The sequence below is a fragment of the Kitasatospora sp. NPDC041917 genome (assembly GCF_055589745.1).
Genome location: NZ_JBVJBI010000023.1, coordinates 58,090 through 83,770 on the forward strand (window position 1 = coordinate 58,090; position 25,681 = coordinate 83,770).

The 25,681-nt window shown below is 73.6% G+C and carries 20 protein-coding genes; 14 read left to right on the forward strand and 6 right to left on the reverse strand.

Annotated features, from left to right (window positions below):
• Positions 1 to 356: 356 nt before the first annotated feature.
• A complete protein-coding gene (locus ACZ6EM_RS25815; protein ID WP_380351537.1) occupies positions 357 to 674 on the forward strand; it encodes a beta/gamma crystallin domain-containing protein in 318 nt (105 codons plus the stop codon).
• Between the two features lie 182 nt (positions 675 to 856).
• Here the strand turns inward: ACZ6EM_RS25815 and ACZ6EM_RS25820 are convergent, their stop codons facing one another.
• From ACZ6EM_RS25820 to hcp, 3 genes are all read right to left on the reverse strand, one after another.
• Positions 857 to 1,393, reverse strand: a complete 537-nt coding sequence (locus tag ACZ6EM_RS25820; protein WP_401055015.1) for a DUF4240 domain-containing protein — start codon at positions 1,391 to 1,393, stop codon at positions 857 to 859.
• Between the two features lie 923 nt (positions 1,394 to 2,316).
• On the reverse strand, positions 2,317 to 2,961 hold the full coding sequence (locus tag ACZ6EM_RS25825; RefSeq protein ID WP_465773331.1) for a 2Fe-2S iron-sulfur cluster binding domain-containing protein: 645 nt from the start codon (positions 2,959 to 2,961) through the stop codon (positions 2,317 to 2,319).
• Positions 2,958 to 4,628 carry a hydroxylamine reductase gene (hcp, locus tag ACZ6EM_RS25830; protein WP_465773332.1) on the reverse strand — a complete coding sequence of 557 codons (1,671 nt, stop codon included), beginning with the start codon at positions 4,626 to 4,628 and terminating at the stop codon, positions 2,958 to 2,960. The genes ACZ6EM_RS25825 and hcp overlap by 4 nt, the downstream gene beginning before the upstream one ends.
• Positions 4,629 to 5,011: 383 nt before the next feature.
• Between hcp and ACZ6EM_RS25835 the strand changes: the two genes are divergently transcribed.
• The 3 genes from ACZ6EM_RS25835 (at position 5,012) to ACZ6EM_RS25845 (ending at position 9,752) form a co-directional block, all read left to right on the forward strand.
• Positions 5,012 to 7,783, forward strand: a complete 2,772-nt coding sequence (locus tag ACZ6EM_RS25835) for a SpaA isopeptide-forming pilin-related protein (protein ID WP_465773363.1) — start codon at positions 5,012 to 5,014, stop codon at positions 7,781 to 7,783.
• 139 nt (positions 7,784 to 7,922) lie between these two features.
• Complete coding sequence (locus ACZ6EM_RS25840) at positions 7,923 to 8,279, forward strand: ArsR/SmtB family transcription factor (RefSeq protein WP_380540857.1); 357 nt, start codon at positions 7,923 to 7,925, stop codon at positions 8,277 to 8,279.
• A 135-nt stretch (positions 8,280 to 8,414) separates the two neighbouring features.
• Positions 8,415 to 9,752, forward strand: coding sequence for an MFS transporter (locus tag ACZ6EM_RS25845; RefSeq protein ID WP_465773333.1), 1,338 nt, complete (start codon positions 8,415 to 8,417; stop codon positions 9,750 to 9,752).
• A 229-nt stretch (positions 9,753 to 9,981) separates the two neighbouring features.
• On the opposite strand, the gene ACZ6EM_RS25850 is transcribed toward ACZ6EM_RS25845, so the two are convergent.
• The gene (locus ACZ6EM_RS25850) at positions 9,982 to 10,476 is read right to left on the reverse strand and encodes a universal stress protein (protein WP_401055130.1); all 495 of its coding nucleotides are present in this window, start codon (positions 10,474 to 10,476) and stop codon (positions 9,982 to 9,984) included.
• Between the two features lie 369 nt (positions 10,477 to 10,845).
• On the opposite strand from ACZ6EM_RS25850, the gene ACZ6EM_RS25855 reads away from it, so the two are divergent.
• Together ACZ6EM_RS25855 and ACZ6EM_RS25860 are read left to right on the forward strand one after the other, a co-directional pair.
• Positions 10,846 to 12,498 carry a phospholipase D-like domain-containing protein gene (locus ACZ6EM_RS25855; RefSeq protein ID WP_465773334.1) on the forward strand — a complete coding sequence of 551 codons (1,653 nt, stop codon included), beginning with the start codon at positions 10,846 to 10,848 and terminating at the stop codon, positions 12,496 to 12,498.
• Complete coding sequence (locus tag ACZ6EM_RS25860; RefSeq protein ID WP_465773335.1) at positions 12,438 to 12,734, forward strand: hypothetical protein; 297 nt, start codon at positions 12,438 to 12,440, stop codon at positions 12,732 to 12,734. Before ACZ6EM_RS25855 ends, ACZ6EM_RS25860 begins: the two co-directional genes overlap by 61 nt.
• A gap of 26 nt (positions 12,735 to 12,760) precedes the next feature.
• Here ACZ6EM_RS25860 and ACZ6EM_RS25865 read toward each other — a convergent pair whose 3' ends face one another.
• Entirely contained in the window at positions 12,761 to 14,230 is a 1,470-nt protein-coding gene (locus tag ACZ6EM_RS25865) for an alpha/beta fold hydrolase (protein ID WP_465773336.1), read from the reverse strand.
• 390 nt (positions 14,231 to 14,620) lie between these two features.
• Here ACZ6EM_RS25865 and ACZ6EM_RS25870 point away from each other — a divergent pair, with 390 nt between their 5' ends.
• The 8 genes from ACZ6EM_RS25870 to ACZ6EM_RS25905 all read left to right on the forward strand — a co-directional run bounded on the left by ACZ6EM_RS25870 (position 14,621) and on the right by ACZ6EM_RS25905 (position 25,270).
• Positions 14,621 to 15,739 carry an NHL repeat-containing protein gene (locus ACZ6EM_RS25870; RefSeq protein ID WP_465773337.1) on the forward strand — a complete coding sequence of 373 codons (1,119 nt, stop codon included), beginning with the start codon at positions 14,621 to 14,623 and terminating at the stop codon, positions 15,737 to 15,739.
• Between the two features lie 174 nt (positions 15,740 to 15,913).
• Positions 15,914 to 16,069 (forward strand): hypothetical protein, encoded by a 156-nt coding sequence (locus tag ACZ6EM_RS25875; protein WP_465773338.1) that lies wholly within the window; start codon positions 15,914 to 15,916, stop codon positions 16,067 to 16,069.
• Between the two features lie 34 nt (positions 16,070 to 16,103).
• Positions 16,104 to 16,664: a hypothetical protein gene (locus ACZ6EM_RS25880; RefSeq protein WP_465773339.1), complete on the forward strand. Its 561-nt coding sequence runs from the start codon at positions 16,104 to 16,106 to the stop codon at positions 16,662 to 16,664.
• A gap of 494 nt (positions 16,665 to 17,158) precedes the next feature.
• A complete protein-coding gene (locus ACZ6EM_RS25885; RefSeq protein WP_465773340.1) occupies positions 17,159 to 17,980 on the forward strand; it encodes an SDR family NAD(P)-dependent oxidoreductase in 822 nt (273 codons plus the stop codon).
• A gap of 36 nt (positions 17,981 to 18,016) precedes the next feature.
• Positions 18,017 to 18,091: a 50S ribosomal protein bL37 gene (locus ACZ6EM_RS25890; RefSeq protein ID WP_401052252.1), complete on the forward strand. Its 75-nt coding sequence runs from the start codon at positions 18,017 to 18,019 to the stop codon at positions 18,089 to 18,091.
• 551 nt (positions 18,092 to 18,642) lie between these two features.
• Positions 18,643 to 20,010: a hypothetical protein gene (locus ACZ6EM_RS25895; RefSeq protein ID WP_452177332.1), complete on the forward strand. Its 1,368-nt coding sequence runs from the start codon at positions 18,643 to 18,645 to the stop codon at positions 20,008 to 20,010.
• Between the two features lie 356 nt (positions 20,011 to 20,366).
• On the forward strand, positions 20,367 to 20,750 hold the full coding sequence (locus ACZ6EM_RS25900) for a CU044_2847 family protein (RefSeq protein ID WP_401055229.1): 384 nt from the start codon (positions 20,367 to 20,369) through the stop codon (positions 20,748 to 20,750).
• Positions 20,747 to 25,270, forward strand: a complete 4,524-nt coding sequence (locus tag ACZ6EM_RS25905) for an nSTAND1 domain-containing NTPase (protein WP_465773341.1) — start codon at positions 20,747 to 20,749, stop codon at positions 25,268 to 25,270. The genes ACZ6EM_RS25900 and ACZ6EM_RS25905 overlap by 4 nt, the downstream gene beginning before the upstream one ends.
• Positions 25,271 to 25,310: 40 nt before the next feature.
• On the opposite strand, the gene ACZ6EM_RS25910 is transcribed toward ACZ6EM_RS25905, so the two are convergent.
• Positions 25,311 to 25,610: a hypothetical protein gene (locus tag ACZ6EM_RS25910; RefSeq protein ID WP_401049306.1), complete on the reverse strand. Its 300-nt coding sequence runs from the start codon at positions 25,608 to 25,610 to the stop codon at positions 25,311 to 25,313.
• Between the last annotated feature and the right edge of the window lie 71 nt (positions 25,611 to 25,681).

Sequence of the window (25,681 nt, forward strand, 5' to 3'; positions counted from 1 at the left end):
CGACGTCCTCCCCGCTCGGGCGAGCACCTCCGAGGGGGAGCAGCCCCCTCCCGGCCCCTCGTCCGCACGTGAGCGCCACGATCGGGTGATGTCTCGGCCCGCCGGTTCGCATTCGGAGTGTTGCGGCCGGACGGGGGACGGGGGTCACTACGTTGAGGGTCCGGGTCATGCGGTCGTGTCACCGAAAGGCGCGGCCGGGAGGAACTGGACCGGTGCGCGGTCGGCCGTTCACCGAATCGGCCGAGCACCGTTCCGTCATGACGTGACGCCACTGACAGCGCCGGGCCGCGCCCCGGGCCTCGTACGAGGGAGAATCCGTGATCTCGAAGACCAAGAGGGCCATCTGTTCCATGGCCATGGCGTTCGCCGCAGCCGCCACGGCCACCGTCGGCCTGCCGAGCGGCGACGCCTTCGCCATCGACCACGTCCAGTGCGACGGGGGCCGCAATGACTTCCTGAAGATCTGGTCGCACCTCGACGGCCGTGACAGCGTCGACTGCTACGCGAACGGGGGGAGGACCGACTTCGGTGGCTGGTGGGTCGACCGGATCTCCACGGGCAACAACGACCTGACGTACTACGACGTGAACGGTGACTCCGTGAGGATCGAACGCTGGACCGACATCACCTTCCCGAACCGACCGCCGAGGGTCGCCGCCATCCAGATCGGGTGACACGGGGGCAGCCGCTCGTTCCACACGCTGATGCCGGGCATGCCTCTCCGGGCGTGACCGGCATCAGCGTGTGCGGCAGGTCGGCCACTTCGCGGCCGCCCGTGTTCCAACCCTGGCCGCGCGACCGTGGAGGTGGCCCGTTCCTGGCCCGGGTCTCGTGCGGCGCCCCGATGTCCGCTTCGTCAGTCCGAGTAGAGCGCGGCCAGGTGTGGCAGCCGTTGGCTCAGCCGGTTGTCGTCGCCGAAGTCGAAGTTCCAGTCCGGGTCCAGGGGCGGGTACGAGATGGTGAAGGCGTCGCCGGGAAGGTCTTCTCCGGTGGCTTCCCGGTAGGCATTCCAGGCGATGGTCAGGGTTTCCTCACATTCGAGGTCGGTTCCGCCGGCGGCACAGGCCCGTACGGCCGGGAGTGCGGCGAGCCGGTCCGGATCGGTGATGACGCTGTCGAAGGTCGCGCGGCCCTGGGTGATCAGCCAGCCGCGGAAGTAGTCGAATCCGTCATCGGAACAACCGCCGTTGACCAGGTAGGCGGCGCCCCAGAGCGGGGCCCGGTACGAGTCGGCCATCAGGTTCCACAGGACCTGCTGGGCCGCGACGATCTCCTCGGCGGGGCGAAGCGCGAGTAGCGCGCCGGCCCGGCGCGCGACGGCGTAGCCGTTGTCCGGAGCCGGCACCTGCGAGCGGGCTTCCTCGACCAGATTCCAGAACTGCTGGGTGTCCATGACGGCTGAGCATCGCACGGGACTCCGACAGAACAGTCCAGGGACGGAACGGTGTCCGCTCCGCCCACGCGGAGCCGCGCCGGATCGCCGCCGCACCAGCGCACTTCGGACCGCAGCGGCAGTTCGTCCTCGCGAACACCGCGTACGTCCTGCGGTTGCAGGCGAAGCCGCCCTCGGGGAGGGCGCCAGGCTGAGGGCGCACGCCAGGGATTCGCCGTCCGGGAGCGGCGCGGTTCCGGCGGCATGGCACAGCACCATGCCGAAGGCGTAGAGATCCACGGCATGCGTGATCGGTCCGCCGATGAGCTGTTCCGGGGCGAGGAACCCCTCGGTGCCGACGCCTGACGATTGGTCGGACAGGCATGGCCGGGACGGGCCCTTTGTGATCGGCCGGTCGTTCGGCGATGGCCGGAAACGGCGGCGAGAGGTCTTGATGGCAGGCCCCCTGGGGTGCGGACCTGGCGGGCGGCGACCTCGGCCAAGTGAACTACGGGCATCCCGTTGGACGTTCCGGGGGCAACCGGCGGTGCGAGGAGACAATGGCCGACCTGATATGTGATGTACGTCACAGGAGCATTTTCAAGATCTTTGCCGGATTGGCCCGTTGCCGGCCCCAGAGGGTGGGGGAACTTCCCCGGAAGACGGAGGAACGAGAAGAGATGACCACCGCGGCCCGCAGCTGTGCGCTTCCGGCCGCACTTGCCGCCCTTCAGGACCCGCCGCGATGGACCGGCCGGTCGGTTCGGTGCCGGGACGAGAAGCGTCGACCGCTGGGTTGGGCTCCTCCCGGGGTCTACGAGGCGACCCGACTCGTGATGTTGGGACAGACCGGTGGAGATATCGGTCTGCCGGCCTGTCCTGTCACGATCTCGCCGATCAGGTCGGGGGCGGCCCGGGCGGGTGAGGGGCGGGGGCGGCGGGGGTCAGGTGGCCAGGAAGCGCTCCCGGTGGATCTGGTCGGACGGTACGCCGGCGAGTGCGGCGGTGCGCAGGACGGCGTCGACCAGGGGTGGCGGGCCGCAGACGTACAGGTCGGGTGTGGTGGTGCCGAGTTCGGGGAGGGCGGCGGCCAGGAGGTCGGCCGGGGTGCCGGTCGGTCCGGACCGGTCGGGGCCCGGCCTCCGGACGCAGATGTCGTACCGGAAGCCGGGCAACTCGGCGGCCACGGAGGCCAGTTCGTCCAGTCCGAAGACGTCCTGCGGTTCATTGACGCCGAGGAGGAGTCGGGCGGGCTGCGGGTCCTGCCACTCGGCCATCCGGCGGACCATCGCCAGCAGCGGGGCCAGGCCGGTGCCGCCGGCCACGAACCAGCGTGGACGCAGGCCGGTTTCGTGGAGGCCGAAGGCGCCCTGCGGGCCGCCGAGTTCGTACGGGCCGTCGGTGACCGAGGCGTGGCAGGAGCCGCAGGTGCCCCGGCGGCAGGAGGCCGGGAGGGCGGCGCCGGCCTCCGCCGCGGCCTCCAGGACGCTGCGGCCGGGGGCGCAGTCGAACTCCAGCCGGCCGCCGTCGCTGGTGGTGAGGGTGACGGGGTGCGAGCCGGTCGCCTCCACCGGGTCGGCGGTGCTCACGACGCCGTCCGTTCGAGGGCCGCGGCCAGGTCGGCCGCCGGGTCGCCGATCACCCGCAGGTCGAACCGCTTCACCAGCTCGTCGACCAGGGCGGGGGTCAGGAAGCCGGGCAGCGAGGGGCCGAGGTGGATGTTGCGGATGCCCAGGGCGAGCAGGGTGAGCAGCACGGCGACGGCCTTCTGCTCGGTCCAGGACAGCGCCAGGGTGAGCGGCAGGTCGTTGACCTCGCACTCGAAGGCGTCGGCCAGCGCGGTGGCGATCCGGATGGCGGAGTAGGTGTCGTTGCACTGGCCGAGGTCCAGCAGCCGGGGGAGGCCCGCGATCTCGCCGAAGTCGTGCCGGTTGAAGCGGTACTTGGCGCAGCCGAGGGTGAGCACCACGCTGTCCCGGGGCGCGCCGAGGGCGAAGTCGGTGTAGTAGTCGCGTCCGGGGGTGGGGCCGTCGCAGCCGCCGATCAGGAAGAAGTGACGGATGGTGCCCTGCCGCACGGCGTGGACCACCTGGTCGGCGACCGCGAGCACGGCGTCCCGGCCGAAGCCGACGGTGACGGCCTCCTCCTCGGCGGCGGTCTCCGGGAATCCGGGCAGGGCGTGGGCGGCCTGGATCAGCGGACGGAAGTCGTGGTCGGCGAGGTGCCGGACGCCGGGCCAGCCGACCGGTCCGGCGGTGTAGATCCGGCGGCGGTAGCTGACGTGCGGTTCGATGATGCAGTTGGAGGTCATCAGGACCGGGCCGGGGAAGGCGGCGAACTCCTGCTGCTGGTCCTGCCAGGCGCCGCCGTAGTTGCCGGCCAGGTGCGGGTGGGCCTTGAGCAGCGGGTAGGCGTGGGCGGGGAGCATCTCGCCGTGGGTGTAGACGTTGATGCCCTGGTCCCTGGTCTGCACCAGGACGGCTTCCAGGTCCCGCAGGTCGTGGCCGCTGACCAGGATCGCCTTTCCGGCGACGGGGGTGGTGCGCACCGTGGTGGGCTGCTGGGGGCCGTAGGTGCCGGTGTTGGCGGCGTCGAGCAGTTCGATCGCGGCGAGGTTCAGCCGGCCGAGGCCGACGGCGCGCTCCAGCAGCTCGGCGGGGTCGGTCGGCTCGCCGGCCAGGTAGGCGAGGGCGTCCTCGACGCCGCCGAGGACCTCGGCGCTGCGGCGGCCGAGCACGTCGGCGTGGTGGGCGTAGGCGCAGATGCCCTTGAGCGCGTAGAGGTGGAGCGAGCGGAGCCCGACGACCTCCGGCCCGACCAGGGGGAGCCCGAGGTTCACCCGGACGTCCGGGGCCTGGCCCACCAGCGTCGCCGGGTGCGCCCCGGGGGTCCAGGCGGCGGGCCCGGTGAGCGTCTGCGGCTCCTGGCCGGCGGCGCGCGCGGCCCGCTCGTAGCGCTCCTTGGCCCGGGTGCGGACGCCGACGGCCAGCTGGATCAGGGCGGCGAAGCGGGTGGGGTTGAAGTTGACGTTGGTGAGTGTGGTGAAGACCGCATACAGGACGAAGGCGGCGGCCTCGTCGTCCGGGGCGCCGAGGGCGCGGGCCCTGGCGGCGTACTGGGAGATGCCCTTGACCGCGTGGATGAGCAGGTCCTGGAGGTCCGAAGTGGGGGAATCCTTGCCGCAGTTGCCGATCGGACCGGCGCAGCCGGGGGTGGCGCCGGTGCGGTCGGTCTGTTCGCACTGGAAGCAGAACATGCGGGTCCTCCGGGGACTCGTGGTGTCGTTCGGGCGAGGCGGCGGGTGGGCCTCGACGCGTCCAGGATGGGGTCGGCGCTGACGGCGCATCAGGGCCGGAGGACCCCAATCCGGGGCCGGGAGACCCTGCCGGTGCGCGTGCGCCTGCGCCTGCGCCGGGTCCGCCGTGTCCGCCGGGTCCGCGGGTCCGCGCGTGGGTCGCGTCCGATCGGGTGCACCTGGCGCAGCGTTCAGACGAAAACACCGGTGGGTCGCCGCCGCTCGGGGCTTCGAGGAGAACACTCCGAGGGTTGTCTTTGTGTTCATGTGATGAAAGGACTGATGTGAAGCCCAGTCAGCATCCGACGACCGCCGTCGGCTGGGGACGAAGACTAGGCAGGGTGATGGGATCCGCCCTGGCCCTGACGCTCGTCCCCTTCGGCATGTCGCTCGTCGCACCGACGGCCGCCTACGCGGCCGGCCTCCCGGGAGGCCTCGGGCCCTGCCTGGGCGCGGACTGCCCGGCGACGTTCCCGCCGGTCAACAACGGGCCCTTCGCGGGGCGCGACGCCGGCGTGAACATCTTCGTCGGCGGCGACTTCAACGTCAGCGGCTCGGCCGCCGAGGCCGAGGGGCACGTGGTGACCCTCGGCTCCTTCAGCATGAACAAGGCCGCCGGAGTCAGCTCCGTCTACAACATCGGCATCGTCGGCGTCGGCTCGCGCGTCCCCCCGCCGGACGGGGCCGACTTCCTCACCGCCGGAGGCAACGTCACCGTGGCCCCGGGGCAGTCGCTCCTGGCCGAGGGAGGCGTCGTCCGCTACGCGGGCACGGCCACCGGCACCATCACCGGCACCAAGGTCCAGGACCCGCGGGCCGTGGCCGCCTACACGCCGCTGCGCGGCGAACTGCAGACGGCCAGCGCCTGCTACGCCGGGGTCGGCACGCCCCGCCCCGCCACCGGAACCGCCGTCAACCAGGGGTTCCAGACCCTGTTCACCGGTGACGGCACCTCCGCCCTCCAGGTCTTCAACGTCGACTTCGACATCGTCGGGCTCGGCGGCTCCACCCAGGGCGTCGCGTTCGCCGGAATCCCCGCGAACGCGACCGTGCTCGTCAACCTCGTGGGCGGCGCCCGCACCATCAACACCTACAGCGGCAGCCTCCAGGACACCGACCCCTGGAACCAGCTGCGCGAGCGACTGCTGTGGAACTTCCCCGCCGCGACGACCGTCACCCTCACGGGATCGGGGCAGTTCCAGGGCAGCGTGCTGGTCGGCAACCCGGCCAGCACCGCCACGATGAACCTGCCCGGCCTGAACGGACGGTTCTTCACCACCGGCACCCTGCTGCACAACTCCGGTTCGGGCATGACCGGGACCGAGTTCCACGCCTACCCCTTCAACGGCGACCTCCCGGACTGCGGCAACCCCCCGGCTCCCACCGGGTCGACCAGCGTGACGAAGGTCGACTCGGCGACCTCGCAGCCGCTGGCGGGCGCGACCTTCCAGCTGTGGCGTGAGACCAACGGCGTCGCGGGCCTGCAGACCTCGGGGACCACCCCGGACACCAAGGTGGGCGCCCCCTGCACCACCGGGAGCAACGGCCTCTGCACCACCGCCGGCCTGCCGCTGGGCACCTACTACTGGCAGGAGACGGCGGCTCCGCCCGGCTACGACCTGCCGCAGCCCGCGGTGACGACCGTGGTCCTCGACACCAACGGCCAGAACGTCCCGGTCACCGTCCGGGACACCCGGAGCCCGGTCGTCGAGACCGGCTCCACCAGTGTGACGAAGGTCGACTCGGCGACCTCGCAGCCGCTGGCGGGCGCGACCTTCCAGCTGTGGCGCGAGAGCAACGGCGTGCCCGGTCTGCAGACCTCCGGGGCCAACCCCGACACCGCCGTGGGTTCCGCCTGCGTCACGCCGGCGTCGGGCGTCTGTTCGGCGAGCGGCCTGCCGCTGGGCACGTACTACTGGCAGGAGACCGCCGCGCCCCCCGGGTACGAGCTGCCCGAGCTCAACGTGACCACCGTGGTGCTGAGCACCAACGGGCAGAGCACCCCGGTCAACGTCGCCGACACCGGGACCACCGCCCCCACCGGGTCCACCACCGTGACGAAGACCGACGCCGGGACGGGGCAGCCGCTGGCGGGCGCGGTCTTTCAGCTGTGGCGCGAGACCAACGGCGTGCCCGGTCTGCAGACCTCCGGGGCCAACCCCGACACGGCCGTCGGCTCCCCGTGCGTCACCCCGGCGTCGGGCGTCTGCACGGCGGACGGCCTGCCGCTGGGCACGTACTACTGGCAGGAGGTCTCGCCGCCCGACGGGTACGAGCTGCCCGAGCTCAACGTGACCACCGTGGTGCTGGACATGAACGGGCAGCACACCCCGGTCGGCGTCGCCGACGCCCAGACCACCGCGCCCACCGGCACCACCGGCGTCACCAAGGTCGACTCCGTCACCGGACAGCCGCTGGCGGGTGCCTCCTTCCAGCTGTGGCGCGAGAGCAACGGCGTGCCCGGTCTGCAGACCTCCGGGGCCAACCCCGACACCGCCGTGGGTTCCGCCTGCGTCACCCCGGCGTCGGGCGTCTGCTCGGCGGACGGCCTGCCGCTGGGCACGTACTACTGGCAGGAGACGGCGGCTCCGCCCGGCTACGACCTGCCGCGGCCCGCGGTGACGACGGTGGTCCTCGACACCGGTGGGCAGAACATCCAGGTGACCGTCCGGGACGGGAAGACGCCCGCTCCGAGCGGGTCGACCTCCGTCACCAAGGTCGACGCCGGTTCGGGCCGGCCGCTGGCGGGCGCGGTCTTCCAGTTGTGGCGCGAGAGCAACGGCGTGCCCGGTCTGCAGACCTCCGGGGCCAACCCCGACACGGCCGTCGGCTCCCCGTGCGTCACCCCCGGGTCGGGTGTCTGCTCCGCGAGCGGTCTCCCGCTGGGCACGTACTACTGGCAGGAGGTCTCCGCGCCCGAGGGCTACAGCCTGCCGCAGCACGCGGTGACCGAGGTCGGGCTGAGCAAGGACTGCCCGTGCGTGGCGATCACGGTGGAGGACAGCAAGTGCCCGCCGCCGCCGTGCCCGCCCACCCCTTGCCCGCCGGGCGACGAGTGGAGTCCGTACGTGCGCTACACGCCCGTACCGGGCTTCCTGTGGGGCATGAACGCGTGAGCTCGATACCGCGTGAGCTCGTGACCGCGTGAGATGACGACCCGGCCGGAGGAGCCCATGGCGGCCCCTCCGGCCGGGCGGCGCCCGGGCCGGTGTCGCGGCGCTTCGGCAGGCCGGCCCGGGGCCCTACGATGGCGCCATGAGCGGGAGCCTTCGGATATCAGGTGCACACCATGCGCAGGAGCATCGGGACGACGAGCGGCTGGAGGCCGCGGCCGGCATCCTGGCGCTGCTCGCGGACCGCACCCGGCTCGCCCTGCTCCAGCGGCTGAGCGCCGGCGAGGCCGACGTGACCACGCTGACCGAGGCGACCGGGGCCCCCCGGACGTCGGTCAGCCAGCACCTCGGCAAGCTCCGGCTGGCCGGCCTGGTCACGACCCGCAAGGACGGCAGGCGCGTCGTCTACGCGCTGCGCCACGGCCACCTGCGCCGGCTGGTCGACGAGGCGCTGAGCGTCGCCGACCACCAGATCGGCGAGCTCCCCCCGCACGACTGACCCGTACCTTCCGGCTCCGCGGCCCGTGCCCTCCGGGGTACGGGCCGCCTTTTCGTCAACATGTGCACATGCGTGCACATGTTGACCTATCCTGGTCGTGTCGTCCTGCCGCGCCCAGTCCGAGCGGGGTCCTCCATGCTGTCCGTGCTGCGCAACCGCACCTATCTGCACCTGTTCGCCGCCCAGATCGTCGCCCTGGTGGGCACCGGCCTCGCCACCGTCGCGCTCGGCCTCCTCGCGTACGACCTCGCCGGAGCGGACGCCGGATCGGTGCTCGGCACCGCACTGGCGATCAAGATGCTCGCGTACGTCGGCATCGCCCCGGTGGTCACCGCGCTGGCCCACCGCATCCCGCGCCGACGCCTGATGGCCGCCTCCGACCTCACCCGGGCCGGCGTCGCCCTCACCCTGCCCTTCGTCACCGAGGTGTGGCAGGTCTACGTCCTGATCTTCGTACTGCAATCCGCCTCGGCGGCCTTCACCCCGGCCTTCCAGTCGGTGATCCCCGAGGTGCTGCCCGAGGAGCGCGCGTACACCCGCGCCCTGTCGCTGTCCCGGCTCGCCTACGACACCGAGAGCCTGGTCAGCCCGGTGCTCGCGGCCGCCCTGCTCGCGCTGATCAGCTACAACTGGCTGTTCTGGGGCACCGCCGCCGGGTTCCTCGCCTCCGCCGTCCTGGTGGTCTCCGCCGCCCTGCCGAAGCGGGTACGGCCGGAGCCGGTCGGGCAGGGCTGCCCGGAGCCGACCCGGGCGGAGCCGGTCCGGTCGAAGCGGGAGCGGGCGCGGCCCGGTGGGGGCGTCCTCGCCCGGTCCGTCCGCGGCACCCGGCTGTTCCTCGCCGTGCCCCGGCTGCGCGCGATGCTCGCCCTGGACCTCGCGGCGGCCGCCGCCAGTGCGATGGTGATCGTCAACACCGTCGTCTACGTCCGCGGCCCGCTCGGCCGCCCCGCCACCGACGTCCCGATCGCGCTCGGCGCCTACGGGGCCGGGTCGATGGTCGTGGCGCTGCTGCTGCCCCGGGTGCTGGACCGGCTGCCGGACCGGACCGTCATGCTCCCGGCGGCCTTCGGCATCGTCGGCCTCTTCGCCCTGCTCGCCGCGCTGACCGCCGCCGGGCCGGGCGCCTGGCGCTGGCCCGTCCTGCTCGCCGTCTGGGCGGCGTTCGGCGCGGTCGGCTCGCTGATCCTCACCCCCACCGGCCGGGTCCTGCGCGACTCGGTGGCGGCCGAGGAGCTTCCCGCCGTCTTCGCCGCCCAGTTCTCCCTCTCCCACGGCTGCTGGCTGCTCACCTACCCCCTGGCCGGCTGGCTCGGCGCCACCCTGGGGCTCACCGCGGCCTCCGCCGCCCTCGGCGCCGTGTCCCTCGCCTCCGGTGTACTCGCCGCCCGCGCCTGGCGCGCGGTGCCCGGGACGACGGGCCCGGCCGCGGTGGCGGCGAGCGGGAAACGCGGCGGCGCCACCGTCCCCGGCTGACCGGACGGACACCTGGTGTTGCCGGCCCCGACCCGCGTGTCCTGGAAGGCGGGCAGCGCCTCGCCGTCCGGTGTGACGGCCGTGGGCGGGATCGATCTCGTGGCGGGGCGGTCGCACCGGGTGTTCCGCGACCCGGCGAACGCCACCCCGCGCACGGTGAACACGGAGACGCCGGCCTTCCCCGGCGCACCTGTCTGCAGGCCCTCGACGGGACGCCGGGCGCAGGGGTTCACCCGGGTGCGGCTCCGGGCTCGGGCGGTACGACGACGACGGGGAGGCGGGCGTGGTGGACGATCTCGGTGCTGGTCGAGCCGAGGGCGAGCCGGCCCCAGCGGCCCGCACCGCGGGTGCCCACCACCAGCAGGCCGGCGTCCCGGCTCTCCTCCAGCAGGACCTGAGCGGGGCGGCCGTGCTCGCAGCGCACCTCGACCTCGACATACGGTTCGCCGACCTGCTGTCGCAGCTCCTCGACCAGGTCCGTCACCTCACGGGCGACGGCGTCGTGCAGATGCGGCTCCGGATCGCCGCTCGGGCGGAACCAGCCCGTCATGGCCCGGTCCGGCGGATCGGCGTGCCGGCCGCCGAAGGCGCAGACGGCCCGTACGCCGACTCTCCGCAGCTGTGCCTCGCGAAGGGCGAAGAGCACGGCCCTGCGGGCGGGCTCCGAGCCGTCCGTACCGACGACGATCGGCCCGGCGGGACTTGACGCGGGTGAGCTGTTCACGGGGACCTCCAGGAGGTGGGGCCTGGCAGCGGACCGACAGGCTCGGCGGATCCGGGGAGGCGCGGAGACCGGCGCGTCCACTGCTTTCATGATCCTCCGGCAACGGCGCGGCGGCATGTTCGTACTCCTCCGTCGACCGCCCGCGGCGGCGTGATCTCCCTGGGCGGCGAACAGCTGCCGGACGGTTGCGCGGTCGCTCGGCCGGCGGCGTCGTGCAGCTCAGGGGCGTGGGCCGGATCTCGCCGGGGTCGGCCGGGCCCGTCCGCGCTCTTGTCATGCCCAAGTTTGACGGCCTGTTACCAGCCGGTAGTCTCTGGGTGTCTCGTAGGCGAACAGCACGACGCCTGCCATGTTCTGAAGGATCCTCACGTGTACCGACCCGGCTCCCGCCGACCCCGCCGCGCTCTGCGTGGTGCCCTCGCCGCCGTCGCGGCCAGCACCCTGCTCACCGTCCTGCCGGTCGCGCCGTCCCACGCCGACTCCGCGCCCGCGCAGGGCACGGACACCGCCCACCTCGACGCCGTCGAGCAGGTGCTGCGCCAGGTGTCGCCCGGCCTGGAGGGCACCGTCTGGCAGCGCACCGACGGCAACGCCCTGGCCGGCGCCGACCGGGCCGGCGGCCCCGCCGACTGGCTGTTCCAGACGCCAGCCTGCTGGGGCGACGCCACCTGCGCCGACCGGCCCGGCACCCGCGCGCTGCTCGCGAAAATGACCGCCGACGTCTCCGCCGCCACCCGGACCGTCGACGTCTCCAGCCTCGCGCCGTTCCCCGACGGCGGATTCGAGGAGGCCCTGGTCGCCGGGCTCAAGGCCTCGGTCGCCGCCGGGCACCGCCCGGTCGTGCGCATCCTGGTCGGCGCGGCGCCGCTGTACAACGCCAACGTGCTGCCGTCGCGCTACCGGGACGAGCTGGTCGCCAAGCTCGGACCGGCCGCCTCCTCGGTCAGCCTCAACATCGCCTCGATGACCGCCTCGCGCACCGCCTTCTCCTGGAACCACTCCAAGCTCCTGGTGGTCGACGGGCGCACCGTCCTCACCGGCGGCATCAACGGCTGGAGCAAGGACTACCTCGACACCGCGCACCCCGTCTCGGACGTCGACCTCGCGCTCACCGGCCCCGCCGCGACCTCCGCCGGCCGCTACCTGGACACCCTGTGGGAGTGGACCTGCGGCCGGACCGGCCTGCTCGACAACGCGTGGTTCGCCTCCTCGGACGGCGGCGCCTGCCGCCCGTCGATCGAACGCGAGCTCAACCCGCCCGCCCCCACCGCCGGGAACGTCCCGGTGATAGCCGTCGGCGGCCTCGGCGTCGGCATCAAGGACGCGGACCCCTCCTCCCGCTACCAGCCCGGTCCCGTCCCCGGGGCGGCGGACGCCAAGTGCGGCCCGCTGACCCTGCACGACAACACCAACGCCGACCGCGACTACGAGACCGTCAACCCCGAGGAGAACGCCCTGCGCGCCCTGGTCGGCAGCGCCCAGCGGCACGTCGAGATCTCCCAGCAGGACCTGAACGGCACCTGCCCGCCGCTCTCGCGCTACGACTCCCGGCTCTACGACACGCTGGCCGCCAAGCTGGCCGCCGGCGTCAAGGTGCGGATCGTGGTCAGCGACCCGGCCAACCGGGGCACCGTGGGCAGCGGAGGCTACTCGCAGATGAAGTCCCTCGTCGAGATCAGCGACGTCCTGAAGGCCCGGCTCACCGCGCTCACCGGCGACCAGGGCAAGGCCGCCGCGGCCCTCTGCGGCAACCTCCAGCTCGCCTCCTTCCGCGCCGCTCCCACCGCCACCTGGGCCGACGGGCACCCGTACGCGCTGCACCACAAGCTGGTCTCGGTCGACGACTCGGCCTTCTACATCGGCTCGAAGAACCTGTACCCGGCCTGGCTGCAGGACTTCGGCTACATCGTCGAGAGCCGCGGCGCGGCCGCGCAGCTCGACCGCGACCTGCTCGGCCCCGAGTGGCAGTACTCGCAGGCCGCCGCGACCGTCGACTGGTCCACCGGGACCTGCCGCGCCTGACGTCCGGCGCCCGACGTCCGGCCGGCGGGCTCCCTGCTCCGGAATCCCGGGGCGGGGGGCCCGCCGTCCGCGACGGCCTGGACACCCTCGCCGAGCTCGCCGCCGCCCACGCGGGCGAACCCCTGGACGACCTCGTCCGCTTCCTCGCCGACCACCACCCCAGCGACGGCCACGACGACATGGCCGTCCTCGCCATCCGCACCCCCGCCGAGGAGCGGACCGACCGGCGTCCGTAGCGTCGCCCCGGCGCCAACGCCTGCCACTACTTGAGCAGGAAGTCGTGCACCGCCTGCCGTCCGGCCGGGTTCGCCGCCCGGTTCTGCACCGAGTGCGCCGCGCCCGGGACGATCACGATCTGCGGATGGTGCGCGAACTCGGCCTGCTGGAAGAGCAGTTCATAAGGCGTGGCCAGGTCCCGGTCGCCGCCGAGCAGCAGCACCGGCACGTCGGGCAGCTTGCGGTGCGCCGGCAGGATCGGCGGGACGGGCTCGCGCGGCCAGTCCAGGCAGACCAGGAGGCTGCCGAGCCCGGTCGCGGTCGCAGGGTCGAACGGCCAGGTCTGCTCGGTGGTCAGCCGTTGCCGGGTGCGCTCCAGCGCGGCCGGCCGGCCCTCGACGGGGGTGTCGGTGGTGCCCCACGGGAAGTGCGAGTCGGCGCACAGGGTGGCGGAGTGCAGCCCCTGGCTGAGATCCCCGGCCGGGGCGGCGTCGACCTCCCGGTGGACGAGTTCGAAGAAGTCCTGGAGCTTCGCGGGCTGCCCGGCGGCGGCCTCGTGCAGGATGTCCGGCACCCCGCCGTAGTCCGGGTCGATGAACTCGTAGCCGGTGAGCGCACTCAGGATCTGCGCTCCGTTGCCGTACCGCCGAACGGTGGTGGCGAGGTCGGCGGCCGGATCGGTGGTGCAGCCGGTGGCCCGGCAGGCGGCCCGCAGGACCCGGGCGCTCGCGGGCAGCGCGGCCAGGTCGAGGGGGTCGAAACCCTGTGGCGGCGCCACCGAGTCGAGCACCAGCCGCGCCACGTGCGCCGGGTGGGCGAGCGCGTACCGCTTCGCGACGATGGTGCCGTAGGAGACGCCGTCCAGGGTGAGGCGCCGGTCGCCGAGGGCACGGCGCAGCAGGTCGATGTCGGCGACGGTGTCGGCGGTGCTGTAGTGGCGGGCGTCGGTGCCGAGGGCGGTGGCGCAGTCGGCGACGGACCGCTTGCGCGGCAGGGCGAGGTCGGAGGAGCCCATGTCCTCCTGGAGGCCGGGGCATTGGAGCGCGTTCCGGCCGGTGCCGCGCTGGTCGTACATGACCAGGCGGTAGTCCTTGAGGACGGGCTCCAGCTTGCCCGCGATCTGCTTGATCGTCGGGACGCCGGGCTGGCCGGGGCCGCCGGTGAGGAACAGCAGGTCGCCCCTGGGGGCCTTGGTGTTGCCGGTGACGGCGACCGCGAGGTCGAGGCTGCCGGGGGTGGCGCCGCTGTGGTCGAGCGGGACGGTCAGGTTCCCGCAGGTGAACTCGGGCGCGTCCGGGCAGGGTGCCTGCCCGGTGATCCCGCCGCCGGCCAGGGCTTCGCCGTCGGCCGAGGCTCCGGCTAACGCTCCGGCCCCGGCCAAGGCTCCGGCTCCGGCTCCGGCTCCGGCCAAGGCTCCGGCTCCGGTGGAGGCGAGGGCGGGGGTCGCCAGGGTGGTGCCGGCGACCACCGCGAAGGCGCCCGCCAGGGCGGCGATGCGGCCGCGTGTGCTCGTCATGTGTCGTCCTTCCGTTCGCACCGCGTCCGTACGGACACGGTCACGGAAGCAGCCTGTGCCCGGGGCGCGTCGATGGCGAGCGTTCGGGCGGGATCCGAGTGGGAACGAACCGTCAGGCCCCGGACGGCCCCGGAAGGCCCCGGAAGGCGGAGCGGCGCCCGCGTACGGGTGCCGCTCCGTCTCGGGCAGGGCGATGGCGACGAGGTCCAGCGCCCCGCCGAGCATCGGCGCACTGTCGTCACTCAGTGTGATCAGCGTTTGGCGGACGTCGTGAGGCGGGGTGCGGCGGCTTGCGCCTAGCGTGGCGTTCCGGGGGCGATCCGAGTACTTCCGCGGGTCGGGCCGTCCGGGAACCGGAGGTCCGGTCCGCCCTCCAGAAGGCATGTGCACATGAAGCTTCGGGCATGTTCGAACGCGCTGGTGACCACCGCGCTGACCCTCGGTCTGGCCGCTGCCGCGTCCCCGGCCGGCGCGGCGGACCCGCCGCCGTTCCTGGACCGGCTGCACACCGTGTCCGCCGTCGCGTCCACCGTCCCCGAGAACGGCGACGTCAACCCGTACGGCACGTTCACCATCCAGGAGAGCGTCGGTGACCTGCACCGGGGCAACGTCCTGATCAGCAACTTCAACAACTCGGCCAACCTCCAGGGCACCGGCACCACCCTGGTCCAGGTGACCCCGGGCGGCAGCAGGACGACGTTCGCCACGATCGACCCGACCAACCTGCCCGGCCCCTGCCCCGGCGGGGTCGGCCTCACCACGGCGCTGACCGTCCTGCCCGGCGGCTGGGTCGTGGTCGGCAGCCTGCCCACCGCGGACGGCACGTCCGACACCGCCCAGGCCGGCTGCCTGCTGGTGCTCGACCGGCACGGAACCGTCCGGGAGACCATCGCGGGCGACGGCATCAACGGTCCGTGGGACATGACCGCCGTCAGCACCGGAAAGCGCAGCGAGCTGTTCGTCACCAACGTGCTCAACGGGACGGTCGCCGGCGGCGGCGCGGAGGTCGACCGGGGAACCGTCCTGCGGATCACCCTGTGCACCGAGGACGACCAGCCGCCGCAGCGGGTGGCCACCACCGAGATCGGCTCCGGGTTTCCCGAGCGGACGGACCCGGCGGCCCTGGTGGTCGGCCCGACCGGGGTCGGCCTCGGCCATGACGGCACGCTGTTCGTCGCCGACGCGGTGCTGAGCCGGATCACCGCGATCCCGCACGCGGTCGCCCGCACGGACAGCGCGGGCATCGGCCGGGTCGTCACCGAGGGCGGCGGCCTCAACGCCCCGCTGGGGCTGGCGATCGCACCCCGGGGTGACATCCTCACGGTCAACGGCGGGGACGGCAACATCGTCGAGACGACTCCCGAGGGGCGGCAGGTGGCGAGCAAGCAGATCAACAACGAGGGCACCCCGCCCGGCGCCGGCGCGCTCTTCGGTCTCGCGCTGGATCTCGACCAGGACGCCGTCTACTTCGTCAACGACGCGGACAACGCGCTCGACGTCCTTCACTGAGCGCCGGAACCAGGAGGAGCGGTGCACCGGCGGTGGTCGCGGCCGGTGCACCGCGGCCCGCCCACGGCGGGTGGATCGGGCGCCTCCCCGGATCGCGCGCCTCCTGGGAACCGGCGTCTCCGTCGGTATTGTGCGGTTCCGGAAAACCGCAGACGAATACCGGAGGGGACTGCTGTGCGTGATGAAGTAGAACGTCGTATCTTCTCAATGTTTGATTCAGATAACGATCAGATCGTTTCCCGGTCGGAATATCTCTCGCGGGTGGACCGGGTGGTTACGGCCCTGGCTCCCGTGCGCGGCGCCGAAGCCGTGGCCCAGGAAATTCGTTGATCGAACCCGAATTCAACAGGAGAAGATCCAGCTCATGAAACCCGTACTCGTCGGCGCCGCACTGACCGCCGTGGCACTCCTCGAAGCGGCCATTCCGGCCGGCGCCGCCTCCGCCGATCCCGAGGTCGACGCCACCTGCGTGCGCACCCTCCACGGCACCTTCGACACCCCCGTCGGCCTCGGCGGCGGCAACGCGCCCCAGGCCGACACCCTGCACATGACCGGCACCGTGAAGTGCGTCGACCCGGCAGGCCGGCCCGTCGCGGCCGGGACCGTCGACCACACCGTCACCCTGCCGCGCACCGAATGCACCGGCGACGAGCACGGCGACACCTCGGCCACCCGCGTCACCTGGGCGGACGGCGCCGTCTCCACGTTCGGGTTCGACCGCGTCGACGTCGTCAAGGCCTACGGGACCGCCTCGCTGGTCGCCGCGGGCAGGGTCGCCTCCGACAGCGCGCGCTTCGCCGGTGACACGCTGAACGGCGCGGGCACCAGCATCAGCACCGGGTGCGGCACCATGGCCGGCGCCCGCACCGTCGACTCCACGACGGTGATCCGCTTGTCCCACCGGCCGGGGCCGGCAACCGGCTGACGCACCGGAAGCCGGGCCGGGGTCGTCGGCGCGAGGGACCGGCGTGCGCCCGTCGCCGGTCCGGGCGGGCGCGTCAACGATGCGTCAGTAGCGCGTCGGTGGGCGTCAGGGGTTCGTCAGGGAGGGTGAACGCGCTTGCCCCGGGCATGCGGGCGGGCTTTGATGGAGCACATGCACCGCTCGACACGCCACCACGACCGCCCGCCGCATAGTCGGCCGCGGATCGTCGCTGTCGCGGTCGCCACCGCCGTCCGGTAGGACCGAGCCGCTTCCCGCTCTCCGCCGGCCGCGGGGTGCGGGGTCCGGTGTCCTCCACCGGTTCCGTGCCGATCACCGCCGCCCGTCCCCCGGCCCCGACCGGCTCCGAGGGGCGGGGGACGGGCGGCCTCCTCTCATCGCACCACACCTTTCCCGCACCGGCGGCCCCGGGAGCGAGCGGCCCCGTGCCGCGCAACTCCCGCACCCCGCCGGTGCCTTCCACCCTTGGATGGGTCATGTCCGACACTGTGCTGTCCGCCCGCACCGCCCTCGTCACCGGTGCCTCCTCCGGGATCGGCTGGGAGACCGCCCGACTGCTCGCCGGGTACGGTGCGACCGTGCTCGTGCACGCCCGGACCGCCGCCGAGGCGGCGGAAGCCGTCGAGCGGCTGGTCGCCGCGGGCGCCCGGCGGGACCAACTCGTCGAGCTGGCAGCCGACTTCACCCACCTCGCGGAGGTCGCGGTGCTGGCCGGTGCGGTCGTCAAGCACTATCCGGCGCTGGACCTGCTGGTGAACAACGCCGCCGCGATGGCGCCCGAGCGCTGCACCCTGACCGGCGACGGCAACGAGGTCTCGCTCCAGGTCAACTTCCTGGCCGCGCACCTGCTGGCGAGGCTGCTGCGCGCCCCGCTCGCGGCGGCCGGCGACGCCCGGATCGTCAACGTCTCCTCCTCGCTGCACCGCACCGCCTCGATGAACTGGTCGGACCCGCACCGGACGAAGAGGTACTCGCGGGTCGCCGCGTACGCGCAGTCGCAGTTGGCGCTCACCATGGCGACCGCCGGGATGGCCCCGGCCGGCTCCGGCATCACCGCCGTCAGTCTCGACCCGGGCCAGTGCGCCACCGCGCTGCTGCCGCTGTACGGGCGCACCGGCGCGCCGGCGGCGGAGGGGGCGGCGGCCGTGGTGCGGCTCTGCCTGCCGGGGACGGTCGTGGCCAACGGCGCCTACTTCGACGGCGAAGCCATCGCGCCCGTGGCGCAGGCCGCCCAGGAGGAGCGCTCGCTGAAGCGACTGGCCAGGCTCGCCGACCAGCTGGCCGGCCTGGCCGCCTGAACCGCCGGCACCCCACGGACCGGGAGGAGGAGCGCGATGTCCAGGCGCGCCCGCAAGAAGAAGGCCCGGCGGAAGAAGAAGGCCAACCACGGCCGGAAGCCCGGGCGTTGACCCGATGGACCCACCCGGTGCCGCGTGCCACCGGCACCGGGTGCGCCGCTTGAGGACCCCGGGGCCCGCCGTCCGGCTGTACGGACGGAGGGCCCCGGGGCTCGGCGCTCCCGGAAGGTGCTCGGCGTACGGGCCTGCGACGGGCCTTGCCGGGCAACAGCGGACGATCACCGGCCGAAGCACCGCCAAGGCTTCGTCAAGATCGCGGCCGGCGGCGTCAAGGAGGCGTTAGAGCGAGCGGACGGGTGTTCGGCCGCGCCTAGCGTGAGCTGCGAGGAAACGGTTCTCCAGCCGGGCACGCGTCCCGGCGGCGGACCGTTGGCCGAACCCCGACCCCCGGCGGCCTCCGGGGAAGGTTCGGCGGCCGGTGAAACAGGGGGAGGGGGCGCGCGGCGATGCCAACGGGAACGTCGGGCGGTACGGCGGTCGTGGGGAAAACGGTCGCGCCGGAGACGGCGCGACAGGAGACAGCCGAACCACCACCCGGGCCGCGCGCCCCCCGTCACTGGCGCCCCGGGCGCAGCCGGGCCCGGTGGACCACCCCGCGCCTGGTGCGCGGGCTCACCGGCCTCTGCCTTGCGGCGCTGCTCGGCGCCGGAGCGGTCGGCGGCGCCGTCCTGGGCGGGGCCCGGGACGGCACGGACGTGATCGGTCACCGGGCGGCCCCGCAGGTGGTGCGCTCGGCGGACCTGTACTTCGCGCTCAACGACATGGACGCCCAGGCCGCCAACCTGCTGCTGTTCGGCGCCGATCCGGACTACGCGGCGCCGCGCAGGGCGACCCTGGACACCTTCGAACAGCGGCGCACCCAGGCCGACACCGACCTGCAGCAGGTCGCGGAGGCGGCGGCGGGCGACCGGGCCGGGGAGCGGGCCGTGCAGACCGTCATCGGTGAACTCGGGAGCTACGAGGCCCTGACGGCCCGGGCCCAGCTGCTGGAGGACCAGGCCCGGGCCCCGGCCGGCCGCCCGTCGGCCGAGGCCCTCGCGGCCTACCGGCAGGCCACCGACCTGCTGCGCCAGCGCCTGCTGCCCGCCGTCGACGACGTCACCAAGGCCAACGCGGCCGTCGTGGAACGCAACTACACCGACCGGCGTGACGCCCTGTCCGGCGGCCGGTGGTGGATCCTGCTCACCGGTCTGGTCGTGCTGGCCGCGCTCGGGCTGCTGCAGCGGGTGCTCGCCGTGCGCTTCCGGCGGCTGGTGAACGTGCCGCTGGCCGTCACGAGCCTGCTCGCCCTCGTGGGGCTGGCCGCCGCGCTGACACTGGCCTCCCGGACCGATCACCGGCTGGTGATCGCCAAGAGCAACTCCTTCGACTCGGTGATCGCGCTCAGCCGGGCGCGCGCGGTGGCGTACGACCTGAACGCCGACGAGAGCCGCTACCTGACCGACCCCGCCCGGGCGGCCGCCTACGAGCAGAGCTTCCTCGACAAGACCCAGTCCTTCGCCCGGGTCGACGGTGCCGCCCTCGCCGCGTACAACGACCGGCTCGCCGTACTGGCGGACCGGCACCGGGCCGACCACGGCCAGGTGGGGTTCGGCGGGTACCTCGGCGACGAACTGCGCAACATCACCTTCCCCGGGGAGCAGGACGCGGCGGAACGGGTCCTGGCCGCCTTCCAGCAGTACCAGCGCGACGACCGGAGGATCCGCGAGTTGAACGCCCAGGGGAGGCTCAAGGAGGCCGTCACCTACAACACCGGCCTCACCCCCGGCCAGTCCAACGCCGACTTCGGAACGCTCGCTGCGGCCCTGGACGACAACCAGGCCATCAACCAGCGCGCCTTCGACGCGGCCGTCGCCGCCACCGACGGCGACCTCGACGCCGTCACCGCGGGTACGGGCGCGGCGGTGCTGGCGGCGGCACTCGCCCTGACCGTGCTGGGAGTGCGGCCGCGCCTGCGCGAGTTCTCCTGACCCAGGGGCCGGGGCCGTCATGGAGTCGGCTCCGGGGACGCTCTCCGTTCCTGCCCGGGCCCTCTGCCGTGGGGAGGTCCGAGACCGTCCGCCGGGTGCGGTACGGCGCGAGGAACGCGCTGAGGGCGGTGGCATCCGCCCACCGCTGAGATCCACAAGTCTTAGTACTCATATACGAGTTGTCGCCATTTCTGTCCGTTCCCGAGGCACTCCCCGGTGCGGGCTTGTACGGTGATTCCCCCTGCCCGGCAGGCGGGTTCCCACGGGTTCGCGCCGGCCGCGTCGGCGGGAGCGATACGGGGACAGGGACAGGGACACCACGCACGCATGGGGCCGTGAGGCTCCGAGGGGGAGAGATGGCGTACCTCGTTGAACTGCCGGTCGGTCCGGGGGCCGGTATCCCGGACGTCGTGAGGATCGAGATCGAGCAGGCCGCGGAGGGCCTGGTGCAGGTGGCCCGGCCCGGCCAGGTGGTGGCCCGTGCCACACGGTCGCTGGGCGAGATGCTGGCCGGGGTGAGGCCGGTGGCGCAGGACTTCGTCGACGGCTTCCGCGGCATGGCCCACGCACCGGACGAGATCGGCATCGAGTTCGGGCTGTCGCTGTCCGCGGAGGCGGACGTGGTGATCTCCAGCACCTCGGCGCAGGCGAACTTCAAGGTCTCGCTGACCTGGAAACGGACACCGGCCGACGGGACGGACCAGGTGGTCGAAGCGGCGGCGGAGGAGCCCGCGCCGTGACGGCGCCGGTCCCCGGGCCCGTGGAGGGCGTCGGGTCGAACGCGCTGGACGCCGCGGTGCTGCGGATCCACGACGCGCTGAGCAGGCCGGTCGGTGCCGGCTTCCTGGTCGCACCCGACCTGGCCGTCACCTGTGCGCACGTGGTCTCGGCGGCGCTCGCCGGGCAGGGCGTCGAACCGGGCGTCGGGTCCTGGGTGTTCGTGGACCTGCCCCTGCTGCCGGTGCCGTCCGGGGCGGGTCGGCCGGCCGTGGCGGGGGTGATGGCGGTCGTCGAGCACTGGGTGCCGCGGACCCCGGAGCGCGGCGGGGACGTCGCGGTGCTGCGGCTGGCCGCCCCGCTGGCCGGCGCCCGCCCGGTCCGGCCCGTCGAGACCAGGGCCGAGAACGTCTGGGACCACCCCGTGCGGGTGTTCGGCTTCCCGGTGGGCCGTTCGGACGGGGTCTGGCACGCGGGCGTGCTGAGGGGCCGACAGGGCGGGGGGCTGCTCCAGGTCGACCTCGCCTCCCGGGGCTACCGGGTCTCCGGGGGGTTCAGCGGGAGCCCGGTGTGGGACGACCGGCTCGGCGGGGTGGTCGGCATGGTGACGATCGCCGAGGCGACCGATCCCCCGGTGAGCTACCTGACCCCCACCGACGGCCTGACGGCGGCCTGGCCCGGGCTGCGGGCCGTCGCGATGCCGCCGTCGCCGTTCCGCAGCCTGACCTCGTTCCAGGAGTCGGACGCGGCGGTCTTCCACGGCCGGCACACCGAGAGCGAGGAGGTCGCCGTCCTGACGGCGCGCGAGCGCTGGGTCACCGTCGTCGGCCCCTCCGGCTCCGGGAAGTCGTCGCTGGCCATGGCCGGGGTGGTCCCCCGGCGCCGTGCGGCGGGGGCGCTGGCGGTGACCCTGCGGCCGGACTCCGGCAGCAGTCCGCTGTCGGCGCTGGCCGCCGCGCTGCTGCCGTTGCTGGAGCCGGCGCTGTCGGCGACGCAGCGTCTTGAGCGGGCCCCCGTCCTGGCCGCCGTGCTGGCCGGGCCGCGAGGCATGGCCGACCTCGTGCCCCGGCTCCTGGAAATCCACGGCGCGAACCAACTGCTCCTGGTGCTGGACCAGTTCGAGGAGCTGTTGGTGCGCGGCCGGTCCGCCGTCGACGAACTGGCCGCAGTGCTGTTCACCGACACCCTGCCGAACACCGTCCGCGTCCTGACCACCCTGCGGGCCGACTTCCTGGAGGAGGCCCTCGCCCATCCGCTCCTCGGCCCGGTCATCGGCCGGCAGGTCTACGCACTCGGCCCGATGAGCCGCGAGCAGCTGCACCAGGTCGTCACCGCGCCGGTCGACGCCGTCGCGGGGGTGCGCTACGCGCCCAACCTGGCCGAGCGCCTGCTGGACGACACCGGAGCCGAACCGGGCGCGCTGCCGCTGCTGGGCTTCACCCTCGACCTGCTCTGGCGGCGCCAGGACGCCGGTCTGCTGACCCACCAGGCCTACGAGGCGCTCGGCGGCGTCAAGGGCGCGCTGGGCGCCTACGCCAACGACGTCCTGCGGTACAAGGTTTCGCCGGAGGAGGAGAAGGGGGCCGCCCGTCGTCTCTTCACCCAGCTCGTCCGGGTGCCACTGGGTTCGCTGTCCGCCACCCGTCGGACGGCGTTGCGCACCGAGCTCGGCGAGGACGAGTGGCGCATCGCCCGGCGGCTCGCCGACGAGCGGCTGCTGGTCGTCGGGCGCAGCGCCGAAGGCGTGGACACGGTGGAGCTCGCGCACGAGGCGCTGATCAACGCCTGGGACAAGCTGCGCGCCTGGGTCGAGGAGGACCGCGCGTTCCTGGCCTGGAGGGAGGTCCTGCGGCACGACCGGGAGCGCTGGGAGCGCGGCGGGCGCGACCACGATCTGCTGCCGAAGAGGATCACGCTGGCGGGCGCCGAGCCCTGGTTGCACAGCCGGGCCGGGGATCTGAGCGAGGCCGAACGGGACTACCTGGAACGCGGTCGCGTCCACCGCCGGTCGCGCCGGCGGAGGCAGGGCACGGTGGCCGCGGCGCTGTGCGTGACGCTGCTGGCCGCCGCGACCGGGGGCGTGCTCACCGTGCGGGAACGCCACGCCACCGCCCGGGAGCGGGAGGCCACCGCCCAGAAGGCCGCGGTCGTCGACTCCAAGGATCTGGCCGCCCGCGCGCAGGCCCTCGGCGGCACCGATCCCGGACTGGCCGCCCAGTTCGCGATCGCCGCCCACCGGACGTCCCCCACCCAGGAGGCCGCCGCCCAGCTGTACGACCTGAGCGGCTCGTTGCTGAACAGTGTCGTCGGCGAGGCCGGGAAGGACACCCTCGTCATGGCGACCGCCGCCCGCGCGTCCCTGGTCGCCGCGGTGAACCAGGACGGAGTGGTCCGGATCTGGGACATCGCCGACCCGGACGCGCCGGCGCTCCGCTCGACCGTCGAGGTCGGCCTGACGGGCATCGCCCTCACCCCGGACGGGTCCCACCTGGCCGCCTCGTGCGGCACCGGGGGAGGCCTGTGCCTGTGGAGCCTCGCCGACCCCGGGAAGCCCGTGATCGCGGCCCGTCTGCCCTTGGCGACCGACCCGACGGGGGAACGGGCGGGCGTCATGTCGATGGCCACCAGCGCGGACGGCACGCTGCTGGCAGCGGCCCTGGGAAACGGCGACACCCGCCTGTGGTCGATCGCCCGGCCCACCGCCCCCACGGAGCTCGCCCGGCTGCGCAACCCGACCGGGCAGGGACCCGCGGCCCTCGCCGCCGTGGCCTTCGCACCGCGGGGAAGCCTGCTCGCCACCACCGTTCTCGGCGGCAGGACCCAGCTGTGGGACATCGCCGACCCGGTCAACCCGGTCGACCCGGTCGACCCGGCCAATCCGGCCACCCTGGAGACCGGGTACAAGTCGATCGTCTTCAGCCCCGACGGCGGCCTGCTGGCCGCCGGAAGCCAGCGGGACGTCGGTCTCTGGCGGCTCGGGGACCCGGCCCACCCCGAGGCCGTCAGAGTCTCGACGGGGGGCTCCGCGAACGTGAGTGCGGTGGCCTTCAGCCGGGACGGCCGCCAGCTCGCCTACGGCGGGACGGACGTGAAGGACCCCAAGGGCGATCTGTGCTTCGTCCCCCTGTCCGCGGACAACCTGGCCCTGGTGTCCGCGAAGTCGAGCTGCATGAAGACGGCCTCCGGCCTCTACGCCATGGCCACGACCGTGGCCGGCGGGCTGCTGACCGTGGGCGCCGACGGCGTGCTGCGCCGGTGGCGCGCACCGGTCCGGCAGATCGACGAGGCCCGGCTGCCCGGCGGCCTCCCCTCCTGGTCGTTCAGCCCGGACGGCCGCCTGATGGCCGCGGCGCAGCAGGTCACCGCAACGGCGCCGACCCCGACCACGCAGTCCGTCGGGCTCTGGGACCTCTCCGCGTCCACGGGCCCCGCACTCGTCGCGACCCTGCCGGTCTCCGTGCGGAGCACCGCGTTCCTCCGCGCGGACGCGCTGCTGACCGTCGGATGGGAGGGCGAGGTCCGGCTCTGGAACGTGAGCGATCCGCACCGCCCGGTCAAGGCCGGCTCCCTCGGCACCGCCGACTTCCCCGCCACCCCGTCGACCGTCGGTGACGTGATCATCAGCTTCGGGGTGACCTGGGACGACAGCGGCCACCTCATCGCGGTGATCAGGGGCCGGGCACTCCACCTGTGGCGGGTCACCGACTCGCTCGACGCGACGGAGGTCGGCTCGATCCCCGCCCCCGACGCCGACGGCCACGACGCCGGCCTGGTGAACCACGGCCGCACGGCCTACCTGGCGAGCAAGGCCGGCTTCGACTGGTGGGACGTCAGCGACCCGGCGAAACCGAGGCGCACCGGCTCGTCGGCGATCAAACCCCCGGAGGGCTCCTCCGATTCCGGCGGCTCCGCCGACTCGCTGAACATGGGTTCCGCGCTCTCCCGCGACACCCCGGCCGGTACGGTCATGGCCGTCACGAGCACACCGGACACCAGCTGCAAGTGCTCGGCCCTGGAACTGTTCCACTTCACCGCCGGCGGCGAGCCGACGTCGAGGGTCACCGTGCCCGGTGCCTTCAACGACGTCCTGGGACTGAGCAGCGACGGCCGGCTGCTCGCCGCCGGCGCCAACAACGGAAGCGCCGTCTCCCTCTGGGACATCGGCGATCCGGGGCATCCCCGGCCCGAGACGACCATTCAGACGGTGCAGGGCGTCAAGGGCGTCGAATTCGCCCAGAACGGCGCGCTCATGGCCATCTGGAACAGCGGCACCCTGGAACTCTGGGACGTCCGCAACCCCACCAGCCCCGTTCTCGTGGTCTCCGTGGCCAATCCGAGCGGCGACACGATCCGCGCGGTCGCGCTCGTGGCGACCGGGCCCACCCTCCTCGTCGCCTCCAACAGGACCGTCTCGCTGCTCGACACCGATCCCGCCAGGCTCGCCGACCGCCTGTGCTCCTACAGCAGGGGCTCCGTCAGCCCCGCCCAATGGCGCCTGTACGCGCCCGACATCGCCTACCGGAACCCGTGCCCGAGCCGCTGACAGGGCTGCGGCCGTCCTCGGCCGCAGCTGCGGACAACCCTCAGGCTCCGTGCTCCCGGGCGGACGCGATGGCCGCCCGTACCGTTTCCAGCAGGGCTTCCAGGCCCTGGGCCCGCTGCCATTCCTCGGCCGAGAGGTGCCAGGTGTGCTGCGTCGCCGGGGCCTCGGGCGGACCGGCGACGACCTCGACGGTCCGCCTCCCCTTCCGGTCGGGGCCCGTGACCCGCAGGTCCGTGTTCCGGATGTGGAACCGCTTCGGAGAGCTCCCGAAGACCTCCAGGACCCGGCCGTCGAACGTGTAGAACTCTCTGCCTGCCCTGGCCGTGATCTCGTCGGTCATGGGGCGACGCTACACGCGGGACCCGCGGCTGTCAGGCCTCCGTCCGGCGGCAGGTCCGTCACCGCTCCGGC